Annotated in this window: 16 protein-coding genes and 1 riboswitch; of the genes, 14 read left to right on the top strand and 2 right to left on the bottom strand. The window is 48.6% G+C overall.

Features of this window, described 5'->3' with window-relative positions:
* The first annotated feature begins 10 nt into the window (after positions 1-10).
* A riboswitch (cobalamin riboswitch) is annotated at positions 11-185 on the top strand.
* A gap of 34 nt (positions 186-219) precedes the next feature.
* From ACIDITHRIX25_RS77085 to ACIDITHRIX25_RS77045, 9 genes are all read left to right on the top strand, one after another.
* Positions 220-735: a bifunctional adenosylcobinamide kinase/adenosylcobinamide-phosphate guanylyltransferase gene (locus ACIDITHRIX25_RS77085; protein WP_201733087.1), complete on the top strand. Its 516-nt coding sequence runs from the start codon at positions 220-222 to the stop codon at positions 733-735.
* A gap of 22 nt (positions 736-757) precedes the next feature.
* Positions 758-1,480: an adenosylcobinamide-GDP ribazoletransferase gene (locus ACIDITHRIX25_RS77080; RefSeq protein ID WP_052604756.1), complete on the top strand. Its 723-nt coding sequence runs from the start codon at positions 758-760 to the stop codon at positions 1,478-1,480.
* 121 nt (positions 1,481-1,601) lie between these two features.
* Complete coding sequence (locus tag ACIDITHRIX25_RS77075; protein WP_201733086.1) at positions 1,602-2,648, top strand: CobD/CbiB family cobalamin biosynthesis protein; 1,047 nt, start codon at positions 1,602-1,604, stop codon at positions 2,646-2,648.
* Positions 2,645-3,640 carry an aminotransferase class I/II-fold pyridoxal phosphate-dependent enzyme gene (locus ACIDITHRIX25_RS77070; protein ID WP_052604754.1) on the top strand — a complete coding sequence of 332 codons (996 nt, stop codon included), beginning with the start codon at positions 2,645-2,647 and terminating at the stop codon, positions 3,638-3,640. The genes ACIDITHRIX25_RS77075 and ACIDITHRIX25_RS77070 overlap by 4 nt, the downstream gene beginning before the upstream one ends.
* A complete protein-coding gene (locus tag ACIDITHRIX25_RS77065; RefSeq protein WP_052604753.1) occupies positions 3,633-5,237 on the top strand; it encodes a cobyric acid synthase in 1,605 nt (534 codons plus the stop codon). Before ACIDITHRIX25_RS77070 ends, ACIDITHRIX25_RS77065 begins: the two co-directional genes overlap by 8 nt.
* Before the next feature lie 149 nt (positions 5,238-5,386).
* Entirely contained in the window at positions 5,387-8,929 is a 3,543-nt protein-coding gene (gene cobN / locus ACIDITHRIX25_RS77060) for a cobaltochelatase subunit CobN (RefSeq protein WP_201733085.1), read from the top strand.
* The gene (locus ACIDITHRIX25_RS77055) at positions 8,922-10,985 is read left to right on the top strand and encodes an AAA family ATPase (RefSeq protein ID WP_201733084.1); all 2,064 of its coding nucleotides are present in this window, start codon (positions 8,922-8,924) and stop codon (positions 10,983-10,985) included. Before cobN ends, ACIDITHRIX25_RS77055 begins: the two co-directional genes overlap by 8 nt.
* Before the next feature lie 230 nt (positions 10,986-11,215).
* The gene (locus ACIDITHRIX25_RS77050; RefSeq protein ID WP_201733083.1) at positions 11,216-14,299 is read left to right on the top strand and encodes a PD-(D/E)XK nuclease family protein; all 3,084 of its coding nucleotides are present in this window, start codon (positions 11,216-11,218) and stop codon (positions 14,297-14,299) included.
* A 16-nt stretch (positions 14,300-14,315) separates the two neighbouring features.
* Positions 14,316-17,765, top strand: a complete 3,450-nt coding sequence (locus ACIDITHRIX25_RS77045; protein WP_052604749.1) for a UvrD-helicase domain-containing protein — start codon at positions 14,316-14,318, stop codon at positions 17,763-17,765.
* A 250-nt stretch (positions 17,766-18,015) separates the two neighbouring features.
* Here the strand turns inward: ACIDITHRIX25_RS77045 and ACIDITHRIX25_RS77040 are convergent, their stop codons facing one another.
* Positions 18,016-18,900, bottom strand: coding sequence for a hypothetical protein (locus ACIDITHRIX25_RS77040; protein ID WP_201733082.1), 885 nt, complete (start codon positions 18,898-18,900; stop codon positions 18,016-18,018).
* 524 nt (positions 18,901-19,424) lie between these two features.
* Between ACIDITHRIX25_RS77040 and ACIDITHRIX25_RS77035 the strand changes: the two genes are divergently transcribed.
* On the top strand, positions 19,425-19,919 hold the full coding sequence (locus tag ACIDITHRIX25_RS77035) for a hypothetical protein (protein WP_052604746.1): 495 nt from the start codon (positions 19,425-19,427) through the stop codon (positions 19,917-19,919).
* Between the two features lie 24 nt (positions 19,920-19,943).
* Here ACIDITHRIX25_RS77035 and fabI read toward each other — a convergent pair whose 3' ends face one another.
* Positions 19,944-20,717, bottom strand: coding sequence for an enoyl-ACP reductase FabI (gene fabI / locus ACIDITHRIX25_RS77030; protein ID WP_052604745.1), 774 nt, complete (start codon positions 20,715-20,717; stop codon positions 19,944-19,946).
* A gap of 125 nt (positions 20,718-20,842) precedes the next feature.
* Here fabI and npdG point away from each other — a divergent pair, with 125 nt between their 5' ends.
* The 4 genes from npdG to ACIDITHRIX25_RS77010 all read left to right on the top strand — a co-directional run bounded on the left by npdG (position 20,843) and on the right by ACIDITHRIX25_RS77010 (position 25,290).
* Complete coding sequence (npdG, locus tag ACIDITHRIX25_RS77025) at positions 20,843-21,508, top strand: NADPH-dependent F420 reductase (RefSeq protein ID WP_201733081.1); 666 nt, start codon at positions 20,843-20,845, stop codon at positions 21,506-21,508.
* A complete protein-coding gene (gene cysS, locus ACIDITHRIX25_RS77020) occupies positions 21,505-22,632 on the top strand; it encodes a cysteine--tRNA ligase (protein ID WP_201733080.1) in 1,128 nt (375 codons plus the stop codon). Before npdG ends, cysS begins: the two co-directional genes overlap by 4 nt.
* 190 nt (positions 22,633-22,822) lie before the next feature.
* Entirely contained in the window at positions 22,823-24,787 is a 1,965-nt protein-coding gene (thrS, locus tag ACIDITHRIX25_RS77015; protein ID WP_201733079.1) for a threonine--tRNA ligase, read from the top strand.
* Positions 24,784-25,290, top strand: a complete 507-nt coding sequence (locus tag ACIDITHRIX25_RS77010; protein ID WP_052604742.1) for an HIT family protein — start codon at positions 24,784-24,786, stop codon at positions 25,288-25,290. Before thrS ends, ACIDITHRIX25_RS77010 begins: the two co-directional genes overlap by 4 nt.
* Positions 25,291-25,694: the final 404 nt, after the last annotated feature.

The raw sequence follows: 25,694 nt of genomic DNA, 5'->3' as shown, positions 1-25,694 counted from the left end.
TTCCCATACTTCTAAACGGTAGTATGAAATTGGAATTTCAGGGAAGTTGGGTGAAATGCCCGCGCTGTCCCGCAACTGTAACGTGGAGCATCGCACAGCAATGCCACGGATGAAAATCTCATCTGGAAGGTTGTGCGAAGGTGATGAAACGGAGCCAGGATACCTGATTTGACCTAAAAAATAGTTCGCGCCCATGGGGTCGCGAGATGCGAGGACATCTTGAAAGTAGATAAGGAACTGGTTGTATTCTTTGGAGGAACGCGATCAGGTAAGAGTGATATAGCCCAGAAGTGGATGGAGCGCTACGGTCAGCGCTGCACCTATGTCGCAACACTGGGCCAATCCAATGACATCAATGATCGTATTGCCAGGCACCAATCTCGGCGCGCCTATTGGATGTCAACTATTGAATTGGAGTCGGGAGATCAACTCGTCGATCTAATCGTCAATGCCACTAAACCACTTTTAATTGATTCAATAGGTACCTGGTTAGTGCGATACCAGGACTTTTGCGCTCCGATTGAGAGACTTTGTAGCGCTCTTGGAAATAGACATGTTCCAATCGTCGTAGTTGGGGAGGTCGTCGGTGCGGGCGTTCATCCTGAATCAACTACAACATTTGACTTTGTTGACAAGGTTGGTCTTTTGTCCGGTGAGATCTCCAACATAGCTGATCAAGCATTCTTAGTTGTCGCTAATCGTCTGATGTCTCTTGAGCTTCCATGGTGGAGCTGACCATCGGTCGTGATAGTTGACGATGAGAAGTTTTTTTGCATCACTTAGTTTTTTATCGATCTTTCCCACTCGAGGTCGCCTCTCCCGGGGATCACTTGCTGTGTTTCCGATAGTAGGGATGCTGCTTGGTTTGGTTATTGTGATCGTTTCTCTTTTGGTCCACCCATTTTTGGGTGTCATACCATTTGGTGGCGTCTTGGTTGGGGTAGATGTAGTTATAACCGGTGGGCTTCATTTGGATGGGGTGGCCGATTGTGGCGATGGTCTGATCGCGCCGTTGTCACGAGAAAAACGCCTCTTGGTGATGGCAGAGCCTCAAATCGGTGCCTTTGGTGCGATCACGGTCGGAACCGTACTTTTGCTTAGATTTTCATATCTGAGTTCATCTTTTGGCTTTGGCGCGTTGATCATTGGCGGTTATGGCCTCTCTAGGGCAATAATGGCTCTTTTGGTCATCTCCCAAAAGCCAGCTCGATCTAATTCGATGATTGGGGTCTTTGGTCTGACCAAGGAGTCAGAAACTAAATCGATAATGGCTGTTTTGATTGTAGAGGTCGTTGCAATTGTCGCCGTTATGACTCTTTTGGAAGGAGCAAGGCCGCTTGTTGGCATTGTTTTTGGCTCGCTGTTGGCTATTTTGGTTGTTTGGCGTGCGCGGTCTTGCCTAGGTGGAGTCACCGGTGATGTTCTTGGGGCTGCCGGGGTCGCCTTTGAGGTTGGATTTTTCCTAAGCGCTATTCGGTAGATTGGCGTCGTTAGTGGCTCCTCGCTGTTCGTTTGTCGCTTAATTTTTTGAGGATTTGTTGATTGTTTGAATCAGGTTGCGCCGTTTAGTCGTGGCCTAGGGGTTTGAGTTGGGATTTACGATGGTTTTTTATGCGAGACAGAAGAAGAAAATGGCCAAGGGCCTACGCATTAGGGTTGGAGCAAACTCTAGTGTTTCAAGGGCAATGGGAATAGTGGGTGGTTACCTTTTAGATTCCACAATTGGTGAATTGCCATCCCCAATTCATCCTTTGGTGCACTATGGTAGATACGCCAATTTTGCGCAAGAGATCTTTTGGAGCGACACCAAGGCGGGGGGCCTTCGTTATTTGGCTGCTCTAGCCGCTCCGATAGCCTTGTTCGGGTTGGTTCCAAGGGGATGGAAGAGGGAGACCTTTGCAACATACTTAGCACTTGGGCGCCGTTCTCTAGTTCAGCACGTGGAGGAGGTTCTGACTCATTTGGAGGCCGGTGATATCGCTCCTGCGCGACGGGCTCTCTCGATGGTCGTTGGGAGGGATACCGCCGAACTAACTTTCGAAGCTATCGCTAGTGCTCTGGTTGAAACGTTAGCTGAAAATTTCAACGATGCTGTGGCGGCGACGATCTTTTGGGAGGGCGTCGGCGGTAACCGCTTTTCACTCTTACACAGGGTGGCAAATACAGCAGATGCCATGGTGGGGCATTTGAATAAGCGTTATGTTAACTTTGGATTTGTCTCGGCTAAGACTGACGACGCCTTGGGGTATCTCCCGGCACGACTTGGATCACTGGCCCTGATTTTGGGAGGGGGAGGAGCAACCCTTGCACAAGTGATCAAGATAGTTCGTCTGAGTCACTCTCAATCTAGAGCTCACCCTTCTCCCAATGCTGGCTTAATGGAGGCGACCCTAGCAAATATGCTCGATGTAGCCTTGGGCGGTCCAATCACATATGACGGGGTCTTATCTGATCGACCCAAATTGGGCGGATCAAGGGGCGCAACACCGGCGGATGTAAGGCGTGCGATTGAGGTTGTAGATCGAGCTTCACTTTGGATGGTCGCAATCGGTGTGGCAATTGCTCTTTCACCTGGGATAAAGGTGACTACGAACTCTAACAACTCCTATGACTCTGGCCCTTTGGCAGCCGATGGATCTCCGTGTTGAAGATACCCGTTGGCACGCCTATATCGAAATGCGATCATGATAAGGTCGCTGAGATGGCACTAGGTCTCGCCAACTCCCCCCATGGAGGCAATGGTGGGATGATCGAAGAGGCTCTTTTGATGGAGGCCGGGTCACTTTTGGATCTTTCTGCATCCATTAATTTTGCTGCCCCGGATTTTCGCGAGGATTTGATCGCATCTTTAGACTCCCTTAGCCGATATCCCAATGAATCTTCAAGCACTAATCTTCTAGCGAAGGCACTCAACGTCGATCCAAACCTCTTGGTTTTGACCAATGGCGGCGCCGAGGCGATCTCATTAGTCTGTGGGTACATCAAGAGTGCAAAGGTCTCTCGTTTTGACTTTGGACTTTATAGCCGATACCTTGCCGATAGTAGTGGCGGGCAAATGATAGTCTCTAATCCAAATAATCCAAGTGGCCAATTGATAGGTGATGTTGATGATGTGATCGTCTACGACGAAGCTTTTTACCCTATCGCAACTGGCACTTGGACGCGACGCGACTTTGAGACGGGTGCATTTTCATTGGGTTCGCTGACCAAATTGTCTGGACTACCGGGTTTGAGGCTTGGTTTTTTGATCGCTCCTAACCATGAGACTGCAAATTCAATTCGTAGAGCTAAGACGCAGTGGTCGGTTTCTGGCCTCGCCTTGGCGATGGTGCCTTTGATCTTAGAGCGAATCGATCTGAGCCAAGTTGCTTTTGAAACCGCTAGAGGGCGACGCCGCCTTGTCGAGATCTTGACAAGGGCTGGGTTGGTTCCTTGTCGCTCTGATGCAAATTACCTTTTCATCAAAGACGCACCGAGGCTATTACATAGGCTCCTAGAAAAGGGGATTTTATTGCGCAGTGGTGGATCATTTGGCTATATCGACGGAGTTCGAATAGCCGTTTGTGACGAGCATGGATTGGATCGCCTAGAAGGCTCACTCGAAGAGATCTGTCAAAGGTATGGTGCTTGGAATGTCTAATAAAGGACTGTTAGTTACTGGAACTGGCTCCAATGCCGGTAAGTCATTCGTGGTCACGGCCATCATTAGAGCCTTGGCCAATGATGGAGTTTCAGTCGCGCCATTTAAGGGCCAGAATATGGCGTTGAACTCCTATGTGACGCTCGATGGTAAAGAGATTGGGCGTGCCCAGGCGTCTCAAGCTGCCGCAGCTAGAATTGAAGCGACAGCTGAGATGAATCCGGTTTTGCTCAAACCAACTTCTGCAATGGCCTCTTCAGTTATAGTCATGGGCAGGGAGTCTGAAACCTTATCTGCGAGCGCCTTTCAGAGTAGGAAAATGGAGTTGACGGGGATTGTAGATGGCGCCTTCAAAGCTTTGACACGGAGTTATGACGTAGTTATATGTGAAGGAGCGGGTTCTCCAGCGGAGATCAATTTAGCCTCTAATGACCTTGTGAATCTAGGATTTGCAGATCGAGTCGGAATTTCTTCGATTCTGGTCGGTGATATCGATAGAGGAGGTGTCTTTGCTAGCCTCTTTGGTACCAAGACCATCCTCGCCCCTGAGCTGAGCAGCAGAATTCGTGCGTTTGTTATCAATAAGTTTCGTGGGGATCCTAGCCTTTTAGAGCCGGGACTAACAGAACTGTTGCGCCTCACATCTACTCCTACAATAGGGGTAATTCCCTATCTTCCAGATATGGGCGTGGACGCCGAGGATTCATTGGGTCTCTTGGAGCTTTTTTCGCCACGGAGTCGTTCGATTAACGGTAATTTTCAAGGGGGAGTTCCCTGCGGTGATGAGAATGGCAAAAGGGTAGATTCACGCCTTGTCGTTGGTATCTTGAACCTGGCTTACCTCTCTAACTTTAATGATTTTGAGCCACTGGCGAAGTCGCCTCTTGTTGACTTACGGTTGGTGAGTGATCCCCGAGCCCTGAGAGGGATAGATCTATTGATCATACCTGGGAGCAAGAGCACCGTCTCGGATTTGATGGCGCTTCGAGCGGCGGGTTTCGAAGCTGCGATCGAAGGCTTTGTGGCCAATGGCGGTGGTCTTTTTGGTATATGCGGTGGTTATCAGATGTTGATGAGCCTTATCAACGATGGCGTGGAGTCGGAATATATGGGTTACAAGGGATTGGATCTCATATCCGGAACAGTCAATTTTCAAGGCGAAAAGACCCTAGCTCGACGTAATGGAAAGTTGGCGATTGCGAAAAGCACTGAGGTATACGTCGAGGGCTATCAAATTCACCACGGCATTGTAGATCGTTCTCCGGGCAATCCTCTCTTTTATCTAAAGGCGCCAGATTCGACCCAAAAAGCTCAGATATCTGATGCAGGTGGCCCTTCACAAAGCTCGCTTGATGAGAGTGACTATCTTGAAGAAGGTTATTGTCAGGGCGCTATTGGCGGAACGACCCTTCATGGACTCTTTGAGAACGACCAAGCCCGTAATGGAATTCTCGACTATTTTGCCCAGAGAGTCAATAAGCACTATAGGGATGACTTTTCCTATGGTCTGATTCGCGAGGCGTACTTTGAAAGTGCCGCGTCGTTGATCCAAGAAAATCTCTCGATGAGTGCAATCTATTCGATGATCGGTATCTGAGCACCCCAAGTCGCCTTTGAGAAAGTTACGGTTTTAGTGAGCGACTCTTGACGATGATGGACTCGGGGCCTGTGTCTTTTGATGACATGTCTCTGGCTTTTTTTTGTATGAGCTTTATCAAGTAATTAATTGAGAATTGGAAAGATGGAATGATTCTTTATATCTCGAACGCTGACACCGAGATCCTCTCGATCGCCTTGGTCGGCGATGAACTTTCTGGGGAGCTTGGTCGAATTAGCGCAAGACGTATTGATGAGGTGACTCCAAGTGAGATCGCCTCGGCGTCGCTGATTGCACTTCGAGTCCTTGGCGGACGAAGAGGTTTGAGCGATCAAATAATGGAGCAACTTAGAGGTGCGATGGAGCGCGGGATCTTCGTCTGTCTATTTAGTGGAGAGGCCGACTTTGATCCCGAGCTTGCGACTTTGTCCAACGTCCCTGAACCTATTTTGGTAAGCGCAGCCTCTTATCTAATTGAGGGTGGCCCCGATAACTTCGCGAACTTCTTTTACTACTTGTCTGATACCTTGTTGATGACAACTATCGGGTACACAAAGGCGCTTGCAATTCCACAAGTTGGCGTTCTAGGTGGTTATCTTCCTGATGAGGATGATAATAACAATGTCATAGTCTTTTTCTATCGGGCACATGCTATCTCGGGAAATACAAAATTCATAGATGAGATCTGTCAAGGGCTGGCCAAAGAGGGCCTTCATGGAGTGCCGATCTATGCCTATTCACTTAGGCGAATCGACAATGTCGCCCAAGGCGATGATGTCGTGGCATTTGCGCGGAAATTCCGACCAAAAGCCGCAATCGTCACCATGTTAGCCGCTGGAAGTTTCGACGAAGAGACGATGAGTTGGGATGCTAGCGCCACAAGTGATCTGGGTGTTCCTGTCTTTCAGGCAATTATCTCATCGGCTTCGAACAAGGAGTTCCTAGAGTCTGAGGTCGGCCTTGGGCCACTCGATGCGAGCTGGCAGGTCGCAATCCCAGAGTTTGATGGACGGATTATAACGGTTCCTGTCTCATACAAAGAGGAGATAGAGTCGGATCTTTCTCAAACTGCCGCCATCTATGCCTATCGATGTGACCCAGAGCGAATATCTCGAATGGCGCAGTTGGTCAGAGGCTATGTTCAACTGGCGAACCTCGCTCCGGCTAAGAAGAAGGTGGCGATAGTGCTTTCTGCATATCCAACCAAGAAGTCCAGATTGGGAAATGCGGTTGGCCTCGACACACCAGAGTCGGTGATAGTTCTCATGAATCACCTTAAAGAGATTGGATATCACATTGAAGATATCCCTAACTCCGGCGTCGAGTTGATGGAGAGGCTCTCTGATACCTATGAATATGAGGAGTTTGCCCTAGGGATCAAGCAGGGGGCCGCAGTCACCAATCGCATGAAGGTCAAGGACTATCTTGGCATCTTTGGGTCATTTTCTTCTTCGGTCCAAGAAACGATGATTAAGTCCTGGGGTGATCCACCTGGTGATTGGTATCATGAAGATGGCGAATTCTTCTTTCCTGGAATTTGGTTCGGAAATATCTTTTTAACGATACAGCCTCCGCGCGGATTTGGAGAGAACCCGATCGCGATCTATCACTCTCCAAAGTTGGCGCCAACGCACCACTATGTTGCTTTCTATCGGTGGTTGGAAGAGATCATAGGCGTTAATGCAGTCGTCCATCTCGGCAAACACGGTACCCTTGAGTGGCTTCCGGGTAAGGCAACTGGTCAATCAAGACACTGTTTTCCAGATCTCACCTTGGGTTCGATTCCGCTTATCTACCCATTTGTAGTAAACGATCCGGGAGAGGGGACCCAAGCTAAGAGGCGTAGCCATGGAGTGATTATTGACCATATGATTCCCCCTCTCACGAGAGCCGAGAGTTATTCGGAGCTCCTTGAGCTTGAGACATTGCTCGATAACCATGCGCGCTATCTTGTTTTAGATCCCTCAAAGCTGCCATCGATTCGGGCGTCCATCTGGGAGCTTATGCAAGAGGTCCAGATGCATAAGGACCTAAATCTAGACGGTGCTTCATTTGACTTTGAAGACGATGACTTTGATGAGATATTGCTCGAGTTGGATGGGTATCTTTGTGAGATAAAGGATGCAACCATTCGAGGTGGTTTGCACGTGCTGGGTCGTTGCCATGATGGGCAACCCCTTGTCGATTTGATCTTTGCGCTGAGTCGAATTCCTGCCTTCTCATACCCGTCTCTGCATGAAACAATTGCCGAGGTTGCCCACTTGGACCCACAAGATCGAAACCAAAGCGATGCGATAGCCGATGTAGCATCCAAACTTATCAGTGAATATATATTGGCCCAAGAGGTTGAGTGCGATTCAGAGTTGCATCGAGACCTTAGGGAAAATAGTCAAGTTAGAAGCTGTCTTGAAGCCCTTCGCATGGAGTTGCTGCCTCGTCTGGATGCGACAATTGACGAGATAACTGCCATAGAACGAGCCTTGGCTGGAGAATTTATTGAGCCAGGTCCTTCGGGCTCACCATCTCGCGGTGCGGTTCAAGTTCTACCAACCGGGCGAAACTTTTATTCGATCGATCCTAGTTCGCTTCCAACCATCGCTTCCTATGAGACCGGTGCACTGCTAGGCCAAGCGGTCTGTGATCGCTATCTGCTTGAGACGGGATCCTATCCAACATCGGTTGCCATCGTCGTTTGGGGGACCGCGGCTATGCGTACTGGCGGTGATGATATAGCTGAAGCACTGTGGCTAATGGGCGTGAGGCCCAAGTGGGATCCGTCAACGCAAAAGGTAGTTGGCTTCAGCGTTATTCCAGATGAAGAACTAAAGCGGCCTAGGGTGGATGTGACCTTGCGTGTCTCTGGATTCTTTAGGGATGCTTTTCCGGGTGCCATAAGATTGTTTGACCAAGCTGCAATGGAGGTTGCTAGGTCCTTCCCAGAGTCAAATTTAGGTTCTTCGGGCGAGATAGCCCGAGTCTTTGGACCTGCTCCTGGTGGCTATGGATCGGGGATACTTCCTCTTTTGGATGCTGGGAATTGGCGTGATGACCAAGATTTGGCTCGGGTCTATCTGGCATGGTCTGGCTATTCTTATTCGAGCAGTGGATTTGGGATTCCAGCCCAAGAGGCCCTGGTAAAGAGACTTGGTGCTGCAAATATAGCGATCAAAAATCAAGACAATCGTGAACATGACATCTTTGACTCCGACGACTACCTCCAAGACCATGGGGGAATGCTTGCGGCCATTAGGTCCATTACAGGGGTAGATGCCAAGGGCTACTTTGGAGATTCCTCTAATCCGACCTCGCCAAAGGTTCGCTCCCTAGCAGAAGAGGCAGCTAGGGTGGTCCGATCGCGGGTTATCAACCCAAAATGGATCTCTGCTATGCAAAATCATGGTTACAAGGGTGCCTTTGAACTCGCCTCTACAGTTGACTATCTCTATGGTTATGATGCCACTGCAAATGTGGTTGAAGATTGGATGTACGAGCGAGTCACCCAAGCCTATCTAGGGGATCCGAAGGTGAGAGGCTTTCTCCATGAGGTCAATCCTCATGCCGTGGTATCCATTGCCAATCGATTGATGGAAGCCATATCACGAGGACTTTGGGAGGAGCCATCTCGCGAGGCCAAAGAGCTCCTTGCCGGTGAAATATTGGCGGAAGAAGGTAGGCGAGAGGCCAATGAGTAAGATCTTTCCATTTAGCGCAGTAGTTGGTAACGAAGACCTAAAGCTAGCCCTTATTATCGCTGCAATCGATCCAGCAATTGGTGGGGTTTTGGTGGAAGGGGACAAGGGGACCGCTAAGAGCACCTTGGCTCGCAGCTTGAGCGAATTGATAGATCTCAACTCTCCATTCGTGGAACTTCCCCTAGGTGCTACAGAAGACCGACTCAAGGGATCGATAGACCTTGCCCGCCTCCTTGGCGACAAGGAAGTGGTTATCTCTCAGGGCCTTATCGGCAAGGCAAATCGTGGCATCTTATATGTGGATGAGGTAAATCTCCTCGGGGATCACTTGGTGGATCTGGTATTGGATGCTGCGGCAACGGGTATCAACAGAGTGGAGCGCGACAATGTGTCGGTTGTCGAAGAGTCGCGGTTTGTGCTGATTGGTTCCATGAATCGTGAAGAGGGTTGGTTGCGTCCACAGCTGCTTGATCGTTTTGGTCTTTATGTTAGGGCCCAGCCCTTGGTTGATCCAAGTGAACGCATCGATGCTGTAAGGCGAAGATTGGATTTCGACAGAGATCCAGAGCGTTTTTGCCTGGCCTATCTAGAGAGTCAATTAGAGCTTCGGGAGGCAATCCAAAGAGCAAAGTTCTCAGCCCAAAAGGGAGACCTTGGCTTGGCGGCCTCCTTTGATGAGGGTTCATGGGAGGAGTTTGGAAAGATCATTTCGCACTTTGGTGCACCATCGCTCAGAGGAGATTTGGTATTGATCCGAAGTTCTGCGGCCTATGCAGCTTGGTGTAATGAGGAGGTAGTGAAGCCTTATCATCTAAAAAGAGTGGCTCCAATGGTCTTTGGCCACAGAAGTGATGCCACATTAGCCACCGAAAATGATCGCCAAGAAGGAGATGGTAACAGATCCTCTTCAAAAGGTAGATCGAATTCCCAAGCTGAAGGCGCTAAATCGATGGATGAGCGCAATAGCCGAGAAGACCCAAAACCCAAGATAAAAGGTGAAACCCAAGATAGAGTAAGCCAAGGCTCTAGTAAAGCCCCTGGCCAAGACCTTAACGCTGATATGCCTACCAAGACAGATGAGAACGATTCCATGGACGATACGCCTAGTCCTATGAGCGAAGTTGGAAGTTCATACAACGCACTTGGTGAGGCTAGGGCCAAGAACCTAGCCAAGACTGAGACTGAAACTGAGGGCGGCCCGTCTCGTAATGATCCATCGGCCTTTGGTGATAATCGTGGCCGCGGAAGCTACAATGTGGCCGACTTTGATCTATCGAAAGCTTCGGCTCGGCCGTTGCTCTTCGATAAGTCGCGACCATTTGGAGCCAGAAACTCAGATTTTGTAGACCCCTCGCGACGACCAAACCCGCTGGCCCCTTCACAAAGCCGAGGTGTTGCGGTGGCTAGCGTGGCTTTGAGCACTTATGATTCAAATAAAATCGCATACACCGCCAGTGTTGTGGCAAATATCGTGCGTATATCGATGAGTAACTCCGAACAAAGTGATCTTTCGAGCGACGATTTGAGAAGCACGCTTTTCTTAGAGAATCAAGCCCGGCTGGTCATCGTTGTCTTAGATACCTCTTCCTCGATGGGACTCGATCGTAGGGTGACCCTGGCAAGGGAGATACTCTCTGGAGTCTTGGAGAAGTCATACCAAAGAAGAGATAAAGTTGCTTTGGTGGCATTTGCTAGAGAGAGTGCATCCACGATTCTCAAAGCTACTAGAAGTATCGAGTTGGTCGAGCGTCGGCTGGGCCAGCTTAGATCGGGAGGCACTTCACCATTGCACCTCGGAATCCAAGAGGGTATCAAGCTGTGTAAAAGTACTAGCAATGGCGGTTTGAATCCGCTTCTAATTGTGCTGAGCGACCATCGCCCGACCTCTGTGCAAGGCGATGCTCGGGTTTTAGCAATGGCGGCTGCTGAATCGATTGCATTTGAGAAGATCGAGGCAGTCTTTGTGGATTTGGAGATGGACCATCCAAAGATTGGCCTTTGTCGAGAGTTAGCGCGATTAGCCAAAGCAAGTTACATTGATTTTACAGGTCAATAGATGACCGACTGGGTGCTTTCTAGGTGACGGCTCGTGGCTATGAAAGCTCTGCTTTATTAATGGTCGAAGAAGGCTCTGTTTTTTTAATGGTCGCATACCTTTGCTATATTGCACCTTGAAAAGTATTGCGCATTAATATGCAACGCTTTGAGGCTTTGGCCTTCTTGGGTGATGGTGGAGTTGGTTGATGGCCAGTTCTATTGCGCAGATAATGGAATGGTGAAAACAATATGGCCCAAGAGATTTATCTCGGAGAGGCGCTAGAACGTCTTATATGGGAGATCGATCGTATAAAGGGAAACTCTCCCATGCGTGGCGTAACTGTAATTGTCCCAGGTGGCCTTAGTCCGACTTTAATTTCGAGCAAGTTGGCGACTACTAGAAATCTCTTTAATGTCGAGTTTTTGTCCATTTTGGCCTTCGCTAAGCGATCGGTAGCACAATTGCAATTGGATGGAGTGCCTCGAATCGCCTCAGCCTTGACGGCCAAATCGATGCTGCGAAGCGCATTTTTTGAGGTAAAGGCCTCAAATCCAAGCCTCTATGACAGAATTACTCCAGACCCTGAGACCTTGAGTGCTCTAGAGCGAGCCATTGTCGAGTTGGGTGGCTCAGATCTCGGTTTTATCGAGAGCGGCTTGGGTGTCTCGGTATCTACTAGGTTTTGTTTGGATGTCTATGGCTCGATCTCTAGAAAGTTACGAAAGGCTAACTTAATACTTGAGTCAAGTATCTTTGGGGTAGCTGCCGATGTAATTGGATCGAGTGCTCCAATTACAATCGAAGCGGCCTTCGGCTCGGTGGTTTTGTATGCCCCCCATGGCCTTTTGGCATCGGCCTTTAAGATGCTAATTGCACTCTATGAAAAGACTCCTTTAAATATCATTCACCTCAGAAGCGGAATTGCCGAGGTGGATAGCCGATTTAGTGAGGTATTTGACCTTTTAGGGTCGGTTGGCGATGGCTTGAATTCAGAGGAATTGCCAAGGGAGATAGCTCTTTCGGCCTCCGACTTCCAAGAGGTGTCCCTGGCTGATGTAGCCGACGAAGTTGACTACGTAGTGACCAAGGTCTTGGAGCTTTTGGCTAGCGGTATATCGATTTCCGACATTGTGGTTCGATATACTAACGAGCCAACCTACCTTCATCGTCTTTTGGAGAGATTTAGTGCAGCAAGGGTACCATCTTTTCTTAGTGATGCATCCAACCTAGGAACTAAGCCGGCTTTAGTTATGGCCTTTAAGCTTGTGGAACTGTGTAGAAATAAACGACGTAGCGACCTTGTCTCGGTACTTTTAGATGCCAACTTAGAGGCCCAAAGTGACAATCTGGCGCTTGGGGATCTAGTTGGAGTGACGATTTCGGCCAAGATAGATGGTGACGTCTTTGGCTGGGCTCACGATTGGAAGAATCGACTTGAAACAAGGGGTGAGAATTCTGCCTCCAAGGATGAGATTACCAAAGAGATCCTTAGTGATTTTTTGATTCGTCTCGATCAGAGCTTTTCCGTTTGGACCGCAGCTCTAAGTGGTCGATCGTGGCGAGATTTGGCATTTGCTACCTGGAAACTTCTTGCAGTTGTCTATGAGAAGCTTCCTCTTTTATTTGAAGCTTCGCCCCTCGATAGAAATGAGATACCACGAGAAGGGGTGCAAGAGATAGTCGCGGGTTTGGCGCAAGTAGTTGGCTTGGATGGCGACGATCTAGATGAGAGGCCGAATGAACTTGGATTTTGGATCTCCTTGGGTCACGCAACGCCAAGTACGCCCAGCAACTTTGAGATCGATAAGGCTGGATTGCGCCTTGAACTGGCGTCGTCATTTAGCGGATTGAGTGCTTCAAATACATTCGTCCTAGGTATGACTGAACGCTTTTTTCCGATTTCACCTCCGGCTACTCTTTTGGAGGAGCGTACCCGCAATATCCTTAAGCTCCAACGTCAAGGTGACCGGGTCGCTATCGGAAATAGAGCTTTGGCGCTATCGATAGGCATGAGTCAATCGGTGACGCTAACGTATCCTCGTGTTGATGTAGCAAAAGCAAAGGGACAGTTTCCCTCGGCATTTATCGAGATACTCAAGGGGTCAAATAGAAGAAGTGATCGACCCCTTGCAAATACAGGGGTTGAGACTATTCGCTCTCGGTTTGACCTTTTAGAGAAGATTCGGGTGCCTATCAATGATTCTATGACTGCGATTATCCAAGACCTTACCCCTGGTGAATTGCCCGAGAGGTCCCGTGATCAGCTATCAATTTACCCTAGGGCCCCAGAGCCATCAACGCCTTTGTTCTCATTGGTAGATATTTCAAAGTTGGATCTTGGGGTGACTCGACCATTGGCAACTACTTATGTTGAGGACTGGCTTTCATGCCCCTTTGCCTTCTTTGCGATGCGTATCCTAAGGATACGAGAGATCACCGAACCGGAGACTGTACTTAGGCTCGATCCACTTGTTCGAGGAGGGATCCTCCATGAGATCTTTGAGAGATTAGGCGATAGATACTTTCAAGGGCGGACCTTGTCTTCGGGAGGTATCTTGAAGATCGATGACTCTGACTTGTCAAAGATTGTAGATGAAGCCTGGCAGCACTTTGAACCAGAGAGGCCCTGGGCCACTTCGATCTATAAGTTTTGGAGGAAGCTGGACTACAGGACGATCCAAAGAGAGGCGAGAGAGTTTGTCAACCTCATGAATAAATCTCTCGTTGGCCTTGTTATCGAGGACGACTTTCGCGAGCTTGGCATTGAACCTACAACTCTAACAATGCAGAGCCCCTTTTTGAAGGACCTCTCGGTCAATTTGGTGGGGAAGATGGACAGGGTCATAAAGCTGAGTGATCGATCCTATATTGTGATTGACTATAAGACCGGCTCTTCCCTGGGCTATCTATCTGGCAAAAACCTAAAGCCTCAGAAGGTCCAGCTTGTTCTCTATCGGCAACTACTTGAGAGGTATCTGATGACCTCTTTTGATCAGGTGGTTGATCAGGTAAAGTTAGAATATTGGTTTGTCTCTGAGCGCCGTGGAATTTCTCGCTTTGAAGTACCCGCAGAGGCTATAGATCTTGGTCTACAAACCAGTGCTATTGCTATAGCTCTGATCCGAGATGGACTCTTTCTGGCAGGTTTGCATGATTATACAGCTTTCCAAGGGGGATGCTCATACTGTAATCCCGATGGATTAGATGCCCTTCGAACGCGCGCAAAACTCAAAGCTCGCCTTCTTTCTGTCGGAGTCAACCTTGGCGATGACGTGCCTTGGGACCTCCAGGTTTGGCAATCGATTATCTCATTGGTGAGATCAGATCTTTGATGATAGGTGTTGATAGATGGTAGAGCCATTAATAGATAGTCATTCGCGTTCTCGAATCTCCAGTGAGATTGATTCGACCCTATTCGTGCGAGCCGGTGCTGGGACCGGCAAGACCACCTCAATGGTCTCTCGCATTATTTCGATCGTAGAGTCGGGTGTGGATATAACCAAGATCGCCGCTATTACCTTTACCGATGCCGCTGCTACCGAACTAGCCCATCGGATTAGGATGCGCCTCCTAGATAAGGTTGCCCAAGAAGGCGAGAGTTTCGGTCTCGCCAAGAGAGCCCTTGATCTCCTGGGGAGTGCTCCAATTGGAACGATTCATTCGTTAGCAAATTCAATTCTTTCTTCAAACCCTCTCGAGGTCGGCCTTCCACTTGTCTTTTCAACGATGGATGAGGTGGAAGAGGCTTTATTTTTTCAAAGGGAATGGGACTCTTTCTTTGTAGATGTCTTTGGTGATCCGGTCGCTGCTACCTCCATAAGCCTCTTGGTCGAACTTGGCATAAAGCCAAGCGACCTCTTTGAGATGGCGCGGTCGATCGATAACAAAGTGCTTGACCCCGGCGATTACCGACACAAAAAGGAGACTTTAAGCGCACCTGATACTAACTATCAGGAGGAGGTCGTCGATGTTTTTGATGAAATCCACGGGATCATTGAGGAAATTGACGCCCTTGGCGCCAACCCACAATACCAATATGCCCTTGCGGATCAAGATGCTTTGGCCCAACTTGTCTCTTCTTTGGTTGATGCGGGTGCACGTCTAAGAGAGGCTCTCTCTTCTTCTGAGCCGTCGTTAGCTTTTTTATACCTCTCCTCAAGGGTTGCACCCTATTTTCCGACGGCCAAACCAGGTAATAAGGGCAAGGCTGCCAATTGGGGAGGTGCTCCCCAAAAGAACGCTGTCGTTGAGATGATCCGCGAGATTCAAGATCGCCGTCAGGGTGTGGTGGAAAAAATTACTGAGGCGCTTTGTGAAAATGTCTTTTCGGTGCTTTGTGGGTTTGTAATTGAGCTTCGCCTTGCGAGGCGACGAGGGGGAAAGATCACATTTGGAGATCAATTAAATCTTTGTTTGGAGCTTTTGCGAGACGCACCACCGCAACTTGTTTGCGAGATCCGCAATTCGTACTCGGTGATTATGGTTGATGAGTTTCAAGACACTGACCCTGTTCAGTTGGAGATTGTCAAACGACTCTCTGGGACTTTTGAGAGATCGATAGACGCCCAGGAAAAAACTCCTTTGGCGCCGCTATTTTTCGTAGGGGATCCCAGACAGAGTATCTATAGATTTCGTGGTGCAGATCTAGATGGCTATCTTTTGGTTGCTCGGTCGACTTCTGCGGAAAGTCGAGTCGACCTCAATGTCAATTTTCGATCGAATGAGGAGATAGTCAATTGGGTCAATGACTCATTTGAGGACTACTTTGCAATAACGAGTGGATTGCCGGCCTCCCCCCTTGCATCTGTGCGACAGCGAAGCGACCGATATGAGCCCGTTAGCTTACTAGCAAGTTCAAAGTACCAAGTCGTTGATGAGGGGTTTCGAATCTCTGCTGATCAAAGACGCCAGGTCGAAGTGGAGCTAGTAATCGCCACGATCAACAAATTGATAGATGAGGGGCATTTAATTCAGGGTGAGGATGGCTTGAGGCCCGTTGAATATGGTGACATTGCAATTTTGGTTCCGGATCGAGCCATTTTGGATGAGTTGTTCTGGGCTTTGAGAGGTCAAGGTATTGATTTTCTATCTTCTAAGTCAACCTCAATCTATTCAGATCCACTGATCTCAGAGCTCTTTATGCTTTTGCGAGCTGGAGTCCGCCCATATGATGGACTTTGTCTATTTCATGCCCTTAGGTCCTCTTTGATGGGCTTTAGCGATCAGGATTTGGTCGACCTATCTTTGCCACATGGAAGCCTAGGACGAGCGGTTGAGGCAATCCGAAGGGGATTCTATGCAGCCCATACCCCAGAGCTCGACCAAAAAGTTGAGAGATTGAAAGGTGCTATCTCCTTTCTTGATGATCTAAATGATAGGGCCCGCACTCGATCAGCCTATGAATGTCTATTGCATGTGATCGATTCCTTTTCGCTCGTTGTCCGTGGATCTGCGACCAGTAATCCGCCGGAGCTTTGGCGGCGTCTTGACTACGTCAAGGAGGAGGCATTTTCATGGAGTTCAACGGGTGCTGGCGAGCTTGGCTCGTATGTCAGTTTCGTGACCAAGAAGATGGCCGATAACCTAAAGACCAACGAGAGTGAGGGCGGTGATCTGGGCACTTCTAACGTTCGGATCATGACGATTCATGCATCTAAAGGGTTGGAATTTCCGGTGGTCATATTGACCTCCACTGCGAGTTCGCTTACTCGTTCGCATCGCTCAACTCACCTCGTTTATGGAGGCGGTGCAAAGGTAATTTCGGATCGATTTGGGCAAGGGGTGGTTCCGCTCGCTTATAGGTTCCATAAAGAGGCATACAGCGATGGATACGAACAAGCAGCGAACGCAGAAAAGGAGTTGGACTTGGCAGAGAGCGTACGACTTTGTTATGTTGCCACCACCCGCGCCAAAGATCGTCTTTTTGTTACCATCCCAGCCACAGGAGATGAGATCGCCGCCGCTAAGACGCTTTGGGGATCGAGCGATATCTCCAACATAAGGTTTACTTGGGAGCTGTTAGTCGCTCTATCCAAAGAAGCGGTTAACTTTGTCGAGACCGATCTGGCACGGCCAGTGGTTTCTACCACGATGACTAGATCACACTCCATGGCCTCTACCAAGGAGATGGTCCAAGCCCGCTTAGAGATCGAGCGATCAATTCGACGTGGAACTTGGATCAACGCTTCGCAACTTGAAGTCGATAAACCTTATCGGCATTCGAGATCTAAAGGGAGCACCCCGACGTCTGCCTTACCTAGTTCTAGGAGCGAAGTTGGCTCTTATGTACATTTATGTTTGGCGGAAGCGATCTTTGATGATCCGGCCCAGACGATGGATCGCTCTAAATTGCTTCTCTCGAATCTAGGGGTAGATCCCCTCACTATAGGTTTGGTCTGTTCGATACTTGAAGTGGCGCTAGAGGTCCCCTCCATTCGAAACGCCAAAGATTCTATGCGAGAGTTTCCAATAGTGGCGACCTTGGAGGGTATTGGTCAAGTTCACGGTGTCATTGATTTGGGATATGTGATCGATGGTCACCTGAGACTGTTCGATTATAAAGTGGTATCGACTCTAGAGGATGACTTTGTAAATGAGGCGCTTGATCGATATAAGGGCCAGGGTTTTCTCTACAAAGCGTTGGCCCAAAGCTGCAATTTGGGGGTTGTAGTTGACGATGTTAGATTTATCTTTTTGACAAAAGACGGATACCGTGAGGTAGAAGCTCCTCAAATTGGAGAGGATGAGCTCTTGGATATGGCCATTTCCTTGGATCCTACGAACCTAGATTTGGATTAAGTCTAGGTTCGTATGATCACTTGGGTCTAGTTGAGAATTCGATCAAACACAGAGTTGCGTGTCAATGCAACCCAGAGCCAATGTCACTGAGCACTCAGGGAGATCGCTACCTCTTGGCTGAGAGTCATTTTGGTCTGGATATTGTTTGTATCAAAATGATTTTGAATTGGATCGAAAGCCAAATATACCGAATGAAGAACCCTAAGAGGGCGTAGTATCTCAAAAGCGTGTGGCCCAGTAGATAACCGCCTTATCGAACCATAAGCGCGTTCATTTGATAGACGCAGTAATTGTTCAATGAGCCCTGGGTGGTGATTCCCCCAATGGTACCAGAACTCCCTCCTCCTGAATAGTTGACACTCCAATTTTCAACGATTGTGATCCTATAGCAACCGGTATTTTTGTAGAGGTGTATTAGATCCCCAAGAGGATATTTACCGCCAGAGTTTGAAGTTGGCCCAAATGGAGTGCTTCCATCGCCGTAGTCGATCGTCAACTGCCCGCTAGCCACCGCGACGACCTTTCCGGCAATTGTAGACACCGATATTTGATCAACGAATTTGGCGCCGCTGCTGAGGTAACTGTCTAGACCGAATATTCCAAAATATGGCGTCATGAACGGAGCTGGCGATGGCAGAAGCCGCGAAACCTCGGCAACAATGGTACTTTGTGAGACCTTTGGTGGTGTCGGGCTGGTTTGATAGTTGGTTTGGCGAGATTTACATGGTCCATAGTGACGATTCAAGGTAAACCAGAGCTGTGGATTTAAGTTGTAGGCGTAGGCGGCTTGGGCTTTGGTCGAATAATATTTGAAAAAGACCGCAACGCAGGGCGTGATTTGAAATTGTTTGGAGTCCGTTGTGAGGGTTGGAAAAAGTACGGGGTAGATCGGCTTTCCGCCTGTGCCTACAATCGTCTTTCCAGGGAGCGCTGGCGTGCCGACCTGAGAGGGCGCATAGAGCGTAATAGTGTACGACCCATTGCCCGAAGTTGCCTTAGCAGATGCGCTTGCTGGGAGAGGACCAAGAAGGCTGGTAAAACAGATGGTTACAAAGATTAACGTTCTGTAAAATAATTGGCCGGCTGCTGGCTTGCTTGTAGCGTTAGGACCACAGTAATTCTTTCTTTCAAACACCTAGACGACTCCTTAGACTGTTAGCGCGGGAGGCCACAATGGCGAGGAGGAAGGCGATTTGGATTGAAATTACCACCATTATCTTATTTGAAGCTTTCTTTGTAAGCTCTCAAAAGTTGATATTTTTGGTGAATCTGAATTTTAGCTGAGAGATTACCTGGTCGATTGCGGTGAGTGCGAGCTGTGTTATATAGCCTTTGAACTGGTTTAAGTGCTTATCAAGAGGCTGTCGTATGATCTTTGTGACCTTTTCCCCTAATACAAAAGTGAGGATTTGATCCAAAATCATAGGGTACGAATTAGAAGTTTCGAAAGAGTTTGACCCTAAAATCCCATTGGTTTCTCCCGTTGTTTGATAGTACGGCAATCCCAGGTGGGTATATTGAGTTTGAAAAATCGTTGAAATAAGGGATTTAGTTGCGAGAGAGCGACGAGATCTACATTTAGGTTTTGCGCGGCGACGACGTTATCAATTGAAGCGTTGCCAATTGAGTATTACTAATTAGAGAGAGTAGGTGAGATCTATGGCTATCGAGGATTTGTCTGGTGACATTGAAGAAGGTTCAGCTACCTTCATCTTTGACTTCGTCCATTTTGAAGCCAAATATGAAGAGGTGGTATCACTACTTGAAGTTGACCAAGCTAAATGGCTAGGGGTCGCCAGTCGCGAGATCTTAGAGGATCAATCCTTCGTAACTCGTGTTGGGCCCAGTGGATTGATCTCAAAACAAGTCGAAGTTTATATGGGCGAAAGTCGACAAGCCTTTGGTTGCGTTTTGTTGCCTATTGCATGGGAGTCCCATTCGGCTAAGTTTCTCTTTCCTCGTCTTGAAGGTGACTTGGAATTCTCTAGGGTGGACGAGACACATGTTCGTTTGGCGCTTCGTGGAAGCTATCGAGTTCCTCTAGGTGCTTTTGGCGAAAAGATCGACAAATTGATTATGCATCGTATGGCCGAGTCAACGGTTCGCTCGTTTTTGACTGGAGTCTCAGACGAGATTTCATCGAGACTCCATTAATTTCTCAAAGGGAACGCTTATTGTTTAGGCTCCCACGGCATGAAATCCACCATCGACGTGGATTATCTCACCAGTCGTGGCTGGGAAGAGGTCGGATAGGAGTGCAGCTATGGCCTTTGCCACCGGCTTTGCGTCGGTAACGCTCCATCCAAGGGGTGCACGATCGGCCCATATCGTTTCGAAATCGGAGAATCCGCCGACAGATTTCGCGGCAATGGTTCTAATTGGTCCAGCTGAGATCAGGTTTACTCGAACACCGTCGCGTCCTGCTTCACGGGCCATATAACGAGTCAGGGACTCAAGAGCCGCCTTGGCGACGCCCATCCAGTTGTAGCCGGGCCAGGCTTGAGTTGCGTCAAAGTCAAGTGCAACCACTGAAGGATCGCTTCCCTTTTTCAGGAGTGGTAAGAGGTGCTTGATTAGTGGTGCTAGTGAATAAGCAGATACTTGGACCGCAGTAGCCACATCAGACCACTCGGCCACAAACATATCGGGATCTAGGCACGGGGCCGGCGCAAAGCCGATGGCGTGGAGTATTCCATCTAGATGGCCAAATCGCGCTTCAATTGCACTTGCTAGTGCTACATAGTGCTCAGGATTGGACGCATCGAGCTCTAAGACCTCAGGCGTTGCGGCTAGTTTTCTAGCAACTCGTGCGGTAATCGACATCCCGCGGCCAAAGCCGGTCAAAATTACATCTCCACCCTGGGATTGAACTTCCTGAGCGGCTGAAAAAGCCAGCGATTGGTCGTTCAATACTCCAGTGATGAGTATCTTCTTTCCGTCGAGAATGCCCATTTGTCTCTCCAATCCTTATAGCCTTGCAAGCAAAACCTAAAAAGTTCCAACATGCACGCTAGTAGGACTGAAGGCACAGAGTCGCGCCTTTTGATAAGGTAGCGAATTGAATTTGGAGGTATTGTATGAAACCATCGATTGGCGTCCTAGGCGGGACAGGCCCCGCAGGATCTTCTTTGGGCCTTAGATATGCGTCTTTGGGCCATAATGTGACCTTGGGGTCGAGAGATCCCGAACGAGCTAAGGAGTTCGTCAACACCTTAGATTTGAGCGCCTTGACTGGAACACTAGTTGGCGGTGACAACTTGAGTGCAGCCCAATCTGAGATCGTTGTCGTAGCAACACCTTGGGATGGCGCAGAGGCGACTCTTACGAGTGTGGCCCAGCAAGTCCAGGGAAAGATCGTCATTTCAATGGCGAACGCCCTCTATAAGCATGGCCGCAATATGCACGCTTTGACGCTACCAAGAGGTTCAGTAGCGCAACATCTGGCTTCTTGTGTACCTGGAGCTCGTATCGTTGGAGCCTTTCACCATGCGCCTGCGAAGGAATTGGGCGATTTGGGTTCCTCGCTGCACTCGGATATTTTGGTTTGCTCCGATGACAGCGATGCCATTGCCAGCGTTATCGAACTTGTGAATGAGATTCCAGGTTGTCGGGGGATCAATGCTGGGAATATATCTGCCGCATTGGCGATTGAGGCAATGACGGCAGTGCTGATAAATGTGAACATTCGGTATAAGACTCGGACTTCACTTTCACTTTCAGGGATTGAGGCAGGTAATAAATGAAACTTTTCGACAGCGCTACGCAGAAAATGAAGACGATTTCACCCAGTGGAGATCAGGTGACGATGTATAGTTGCGGTATTACCCCATATGACGCGTCACATCTTGGCCATGCAGCTGTCTTTTTGAGCTTTGACCTTCTGTCGCGGGCTTTGATGCAAGAGGGTTATAAGGTCAAATGGGTTCGAAATATCACTGATGTCGACGATTCGATTCTTGGTAAAGCACGAAGCTTAGGAGTTCATTATCTAGATTTGGCGGCATCTGAGATCGCTAGATTTGATCGAGATATGACCGCATTGGGCCTTTTGGCACCCCAAGTTGAGCCTCGAGCAACTTCTGCGATCTCAGATATTCTCTTGATGATCCAACGCATTATTGATGCTGGCTATGGGTATCAAAGCGGTGGAGCGGTCTATTTTGACCAATCTAAGTATGCAGATTTCGGCGAGATTTCGCATCTTGATCGCAAAGAGATGCTCGCTATAGCTTCCGAACGGGGCGGAAACGTTGAAGATCCGAACAAGAAGGATCCACTTGACTTTGTGCTATGGCAGCCTTCGCTCGAGGATGAACCATTCTGGGACTCACGATTCGGCCCAGGACGTCCAGGGTGGCATATTGAGTGTTCGGCTTTGGCTATGCGCGAATTGGGTGTAGATAAGATCGATATTCATGGTGGTGGGTACGATCTTTTGTTCCCACATCACGAATGTGAAGCTGCTCAATCCAAGGTAGTAACAGGTCACGACTTCGTTGATGTTTGGATGCACGTGGGTATGGTCTACTTGGGCGGCGAGAAGATGTCTAAGTCTCTTGGAAATCTTGTCTTTATTGGTGATCTCCTAGCCGATTATGACGCTGGCATCGTGAGGGCGTCGCTCATGGAAAACCACTATCGGAGCCATTGGGAGTGGAACGAGGAGATGCTCAAGCACGCGACTGAGCGTATCAACCTTTGGAGATCTGTCACCTCTGCCAAGGTAGATAATGGCGTATCTATAGAAGTATGTACTGCTTTAGCAAATGACCTGGACGCCCCATCTGCTTTAGCGATCATCGACGATGCCGCAAGGGCCAACTTTGATGTTACTAGAGCCGCAGCACTCTTAGGAATTGTACTTTAAGCCAAAATTGGGAACTTGAATTTGGGGCATATCGATCTTTGGTGTCGTTGGCTTAGACACCCTCTTGATAGTTGCCCCAAAACGTGAATTTCTCTACAGGTAGTCATTATGAGAGACGCTTATTGGCCATGGGCCTATGGAGCGATAGACTTGTCTGTAAATAATTGGGAAGACAGAGAGTAAAGAGACTATGAAAGTATTGCTCCCCGACGGCACCTCAAGAGAGATAGATTCGGCTCTTAGCGGTTTCGAAGTCGTGAATGCCGTGGAAATCAAGAACAAAAGATCTATTCTGGCGATGGAGTGCAATGGCGAATTGGTCGATCTGTCGCGGACTCCCTTTGGCGATGAGGTGGTTTTAGTCGCGGGCGACTCGGATTCCGGTCGGGAGATTTTACGCCACTCCACAGCTCACGTTTTGGCTCAAGCCGTATTAGAACTGTGGCCAGGCTCGAAGTTCGCCATAGGTCCATTTATTCAGGATGGTTTCTATTACGACTTTGCTCTTGTTGATAATGGTCGCTTTAACGACGAGGATATGAAACGCATCGAAGCAAAGATGCGCTCCATCATAAAGGCAAATCAGCGTTTCGTGCGTGAGGAACTCTCGATACAAGAGGGCCTCGATCTCTTTGGAAACCAACCGTTCAAACGAGAGATCATCGAAGGTGTAGCTCATTTGGATGATTCCGAAGACGCCAACGAAGGCGTGAGTGATAAGGGTGTTTCTATCTATCGAAATAGTGAGACATTTGTGGATCTCTGTCGGGGTCCACACGTCCCGTCTACCTCATATTTGGGCTCATTCAAGCTAATGAGAGTGGCAGGGGCATACTGGAGGGGCGATGAAAAGCGAGATCAGCTACAACGCATCTATGGAACTGCATGGGAGTCAAAGGATGCACTAGAGGCATACCTAGTTCGTCTGGACGAAGCTGAACGAAGAGACCATCGTAAACTTGGAATGGAGTTAGATCTCTTTCACTTTCCGCCGGAAATTGGTGGCGGACTTCCCGTTTTTCACCCTAAGGGTGCGCTGATTCGACACTTGATGGAGGACTTCTCCAAGAAATCGCATCTTCTTGGGGGGTATCAGTTTGCATGGACTCCCCATATTGCTAAGTCGACCTTATTTGAGGTCTCGGGCCATCTCGAGTGGTACAAGGACGGCATGTATCCTCCAATGGAGATGGAGGGAGCTACCTACTACCCCAAGCCGATGAACTGTCCAATGCACATCCTGATCTACAAGGCCCATCAGAGATCATACAGAGAGCTTCCACTGCGCCTCTTTGAATTTGGTACTGTCTATCGATTTGAGAGATCCGGCGTGTTGCATGGCCTTGCACGTGTCCGAGGATTGACACAGGACGATTCACATATATTTTGCGCACCTTCGCAGCTTGGCGGTGAGCTTTCTCGTCTTTTGAAGTTCATTATAGAACTCCTTAAAGCCTTTGGTCTAGAGGATTTCGAGGCCGAACTTGCCACTAGGCCCGCCAAGTCCGTTGGAGAGGACTATGAATGGGAAGAGGCAACTAACGCACTTGAGTATGCTCTATCGCAGTCGGAAATACCCTATGTTAGAGCAGAGGGCGAGGGCGCCTTTTATGCTCCTAAGATCGATATTCATCTAAAGGATGCGATTGGGCGACGTTGGCAAGTCTCTACATTGCAGGTTGATCTGCAACTACCACAGAGATTTGATATGGAGTTTGTCGATTCGGATAATACTCGCAAGAGGCCCTATATGATCCATAGAGCCCTCTTTGGCTCTGTGGAGCGTTTCTTTGCAATTTTGCTCGAACACTATGCAGGTGCTCTTCCAACCTGGCTCTCTCCAACCCAGATAACGGTTGTTCCAGTGAAAGAGTCGAACCATGAATATGCGGAGTCTATTGCTCGTGCCTTGACTCAAATTGGAGCACGGGTGGTTGTCCATGGGGCTAATGAGCCACTAGGGGCTCGAATCAGGCGCTCTAAGTTGGACAAGACGCCATACATCTTGGTTGTAGGTGACCGGGATGTTGCTGCCCAGACTGTAGGTGTCAATAGAAGAGGATCCGATAAGCCAGAGACCGATGTCTTATTTAGTGCCTTCTTGGATGAGATCTCCGGCGAACTTGTCCCAACGCCACTGGTGGTCACCGAATGATCGACATCCTCTGGGCTGGTTGGCGACGCACCTTTGTTGAAGGGGTTAGCACCAAACAAGAGATGCTTGGATGTATTCTCTGTAAATTGGGAGAACCAAACACAGTAGAGTCGAACTTGGTTTTGCACTACGGTGAGGGAAACTACGTGGTTCTGAATGCCTATCCATATGCACCTGCACATCTCATGGTTATTCCCTATCTTCATCACAACGACATATTGGATCTTTCCCAAGAGGAGGCGATCGAAAATACGCTATTGTTGCGAAGAGCTATTGGCATCGTTAGGGACGTCTATAATCCTGATGGCTTCAATGTGGGTGCGAACATTTCAAAGGCCGGGGGAGCAGCGATCGATGACCACGTACACTTTCATCTAGTGCCTCGTTGGATTGGCGATACTAACTTTGCGACCACGATAGCCAATATTAGGGTTCTCCCAGAGTCGTTGGATTCTACCTACGGGCGATTGAAGGATGCATGGGAAAAGAGGGATCAAAGTTGATTTCATGGAGCCTACGCGTGTATTGGGTAGGTCCCTTCTTTTTGGCTCCTCCTGCTATGTGGTAACGAACTTTCTTGATTGCATGTAGTGGTCTTGTCGATTGAGTCGTTTGGGGGTCGCTAGGCAGTAGACCGAGCCTCTTTCGAATCTTTCGATTGATTGGTTGGCAATCCAGCAATTATTTGGATGTAGCATCACTAGGGCGGCAAACAATAACAGATTGGTCCAGAAAATAAGTCGGAGGCATTCGTTTTCTGTTCTTCAATTGATTAATCAGATCCACTTCAGATGTTGTGTCGCAAATAACAAAAGCAAGCTCGGTTCCTATTGAAAAGGTCCCAAGAGTTATAGTGTAGATGAGCCTTGGGACCTTATTGTTTGTCAGGGTTCTGTGTGAATTAGTT

Source organism: Acidithrix sp. C25 (assembly GCF_904848545.2).
Note: the sequence above shows the minus strand (reverse complement) of the source record. Positions and strands in the feature narration are given on the sequence as shown.

Excerpts from the sequence above, each read along its gene's own strand:
- ACIDITHRIX25_RS77035 (WP_052604746.1), top strand. The coding sequence starts at position 19,425 with ATGGCTATCGAGGATTTGTCTGGTGACATTGAAGAAGGTTCAGCTACC.
- ACIDITHRIX25_RS77010 (WP_052604742.1), top strand. The coding sequence starts at position 24,784 with ATGATCGACATCCTCTGGGCTGGTTGGCGACGCACCTTTGTTGAAGGG.
- cysS (WP_201733080.1), top strand. The coding sequence starts at position 21,505 with ATGAAACTTTTCGACAGCGCTACGCAGAAAATGAAGACGATTTCACCC.
- ACIDITHRIX25_RS77050 (WP_201733083.1), top strand. The coding sequence starts at position 11,216 with ATGGCCCAAGAGATTTATCTCGGAGAGGCGCTAGAACGTCTTATATGG.
- ACIDITHRIX25_RS77080 (WP_052604756.1), top strand. The coding sequence starts at position 758 with ATGAGAAGTTTTTTTGCATCACTTAGTTTTTTATCGATCTTTCCCACT.
- ACIDITHRIX25_RS77065 (WP_052604753.1), top strand. The coding sequence starts at position 3,633 with ATGTCTAATAAAGGACTGTTAGTTACTGGAACTGGCTCCAATGCCGGT.
- thrS (WP_201733079.1), top strand. The coding sequence starts at position 22,823 with ATGAAAGTATTGCTCCCCGACGGCACCTCAAGAGAGATAGATTCGGCT.
- ACIDITHRIX25_RS77045 (WP_052604749.1), top strand. The coding sequence starts at position 14,316 with ATGGTAGAGCCATTAATAGATAGTCATTCGCGTTCTCGAATCTCCAGT.
- npdG (WP_201733081.1), top strand. The coding sequence starts at position 20,843 with ATGAAACCATCGATTGGCGTCCTAGGCGGGACAGGCCCCGCAGGATCT.
- fabI (WP_052604745.1), bottom strand. The coding sequence starts at position 20,717 with ATGGGCATTCTCGACGGAAAGAAGATACTCATCACTGGAGTATTGAAC.
- ACIDITHRIX25_RS77075 (WP_201733086.1), top strand. The coding sequence starts at position 1,602 with ATGGTTTTTTATGCGAGACAGAAGAAGAAAATGGCCAAGGGCCTACGC.
- ACIDITHRIX25_RS77055 (WP_201733084.1), top strand. The coding sequence starts at position 8,922 with ATGAGTAAGATCTTTCCATTTAGCGCAGTAGTTGGTAACGAAGACCTA.
- cobN (WP_201733085.1), top strand. The coding sequence starts at position 5,387 with ATGATTCTTTATATCTCGAACGCTGACACCGAGATCCTCTCGATCGCC.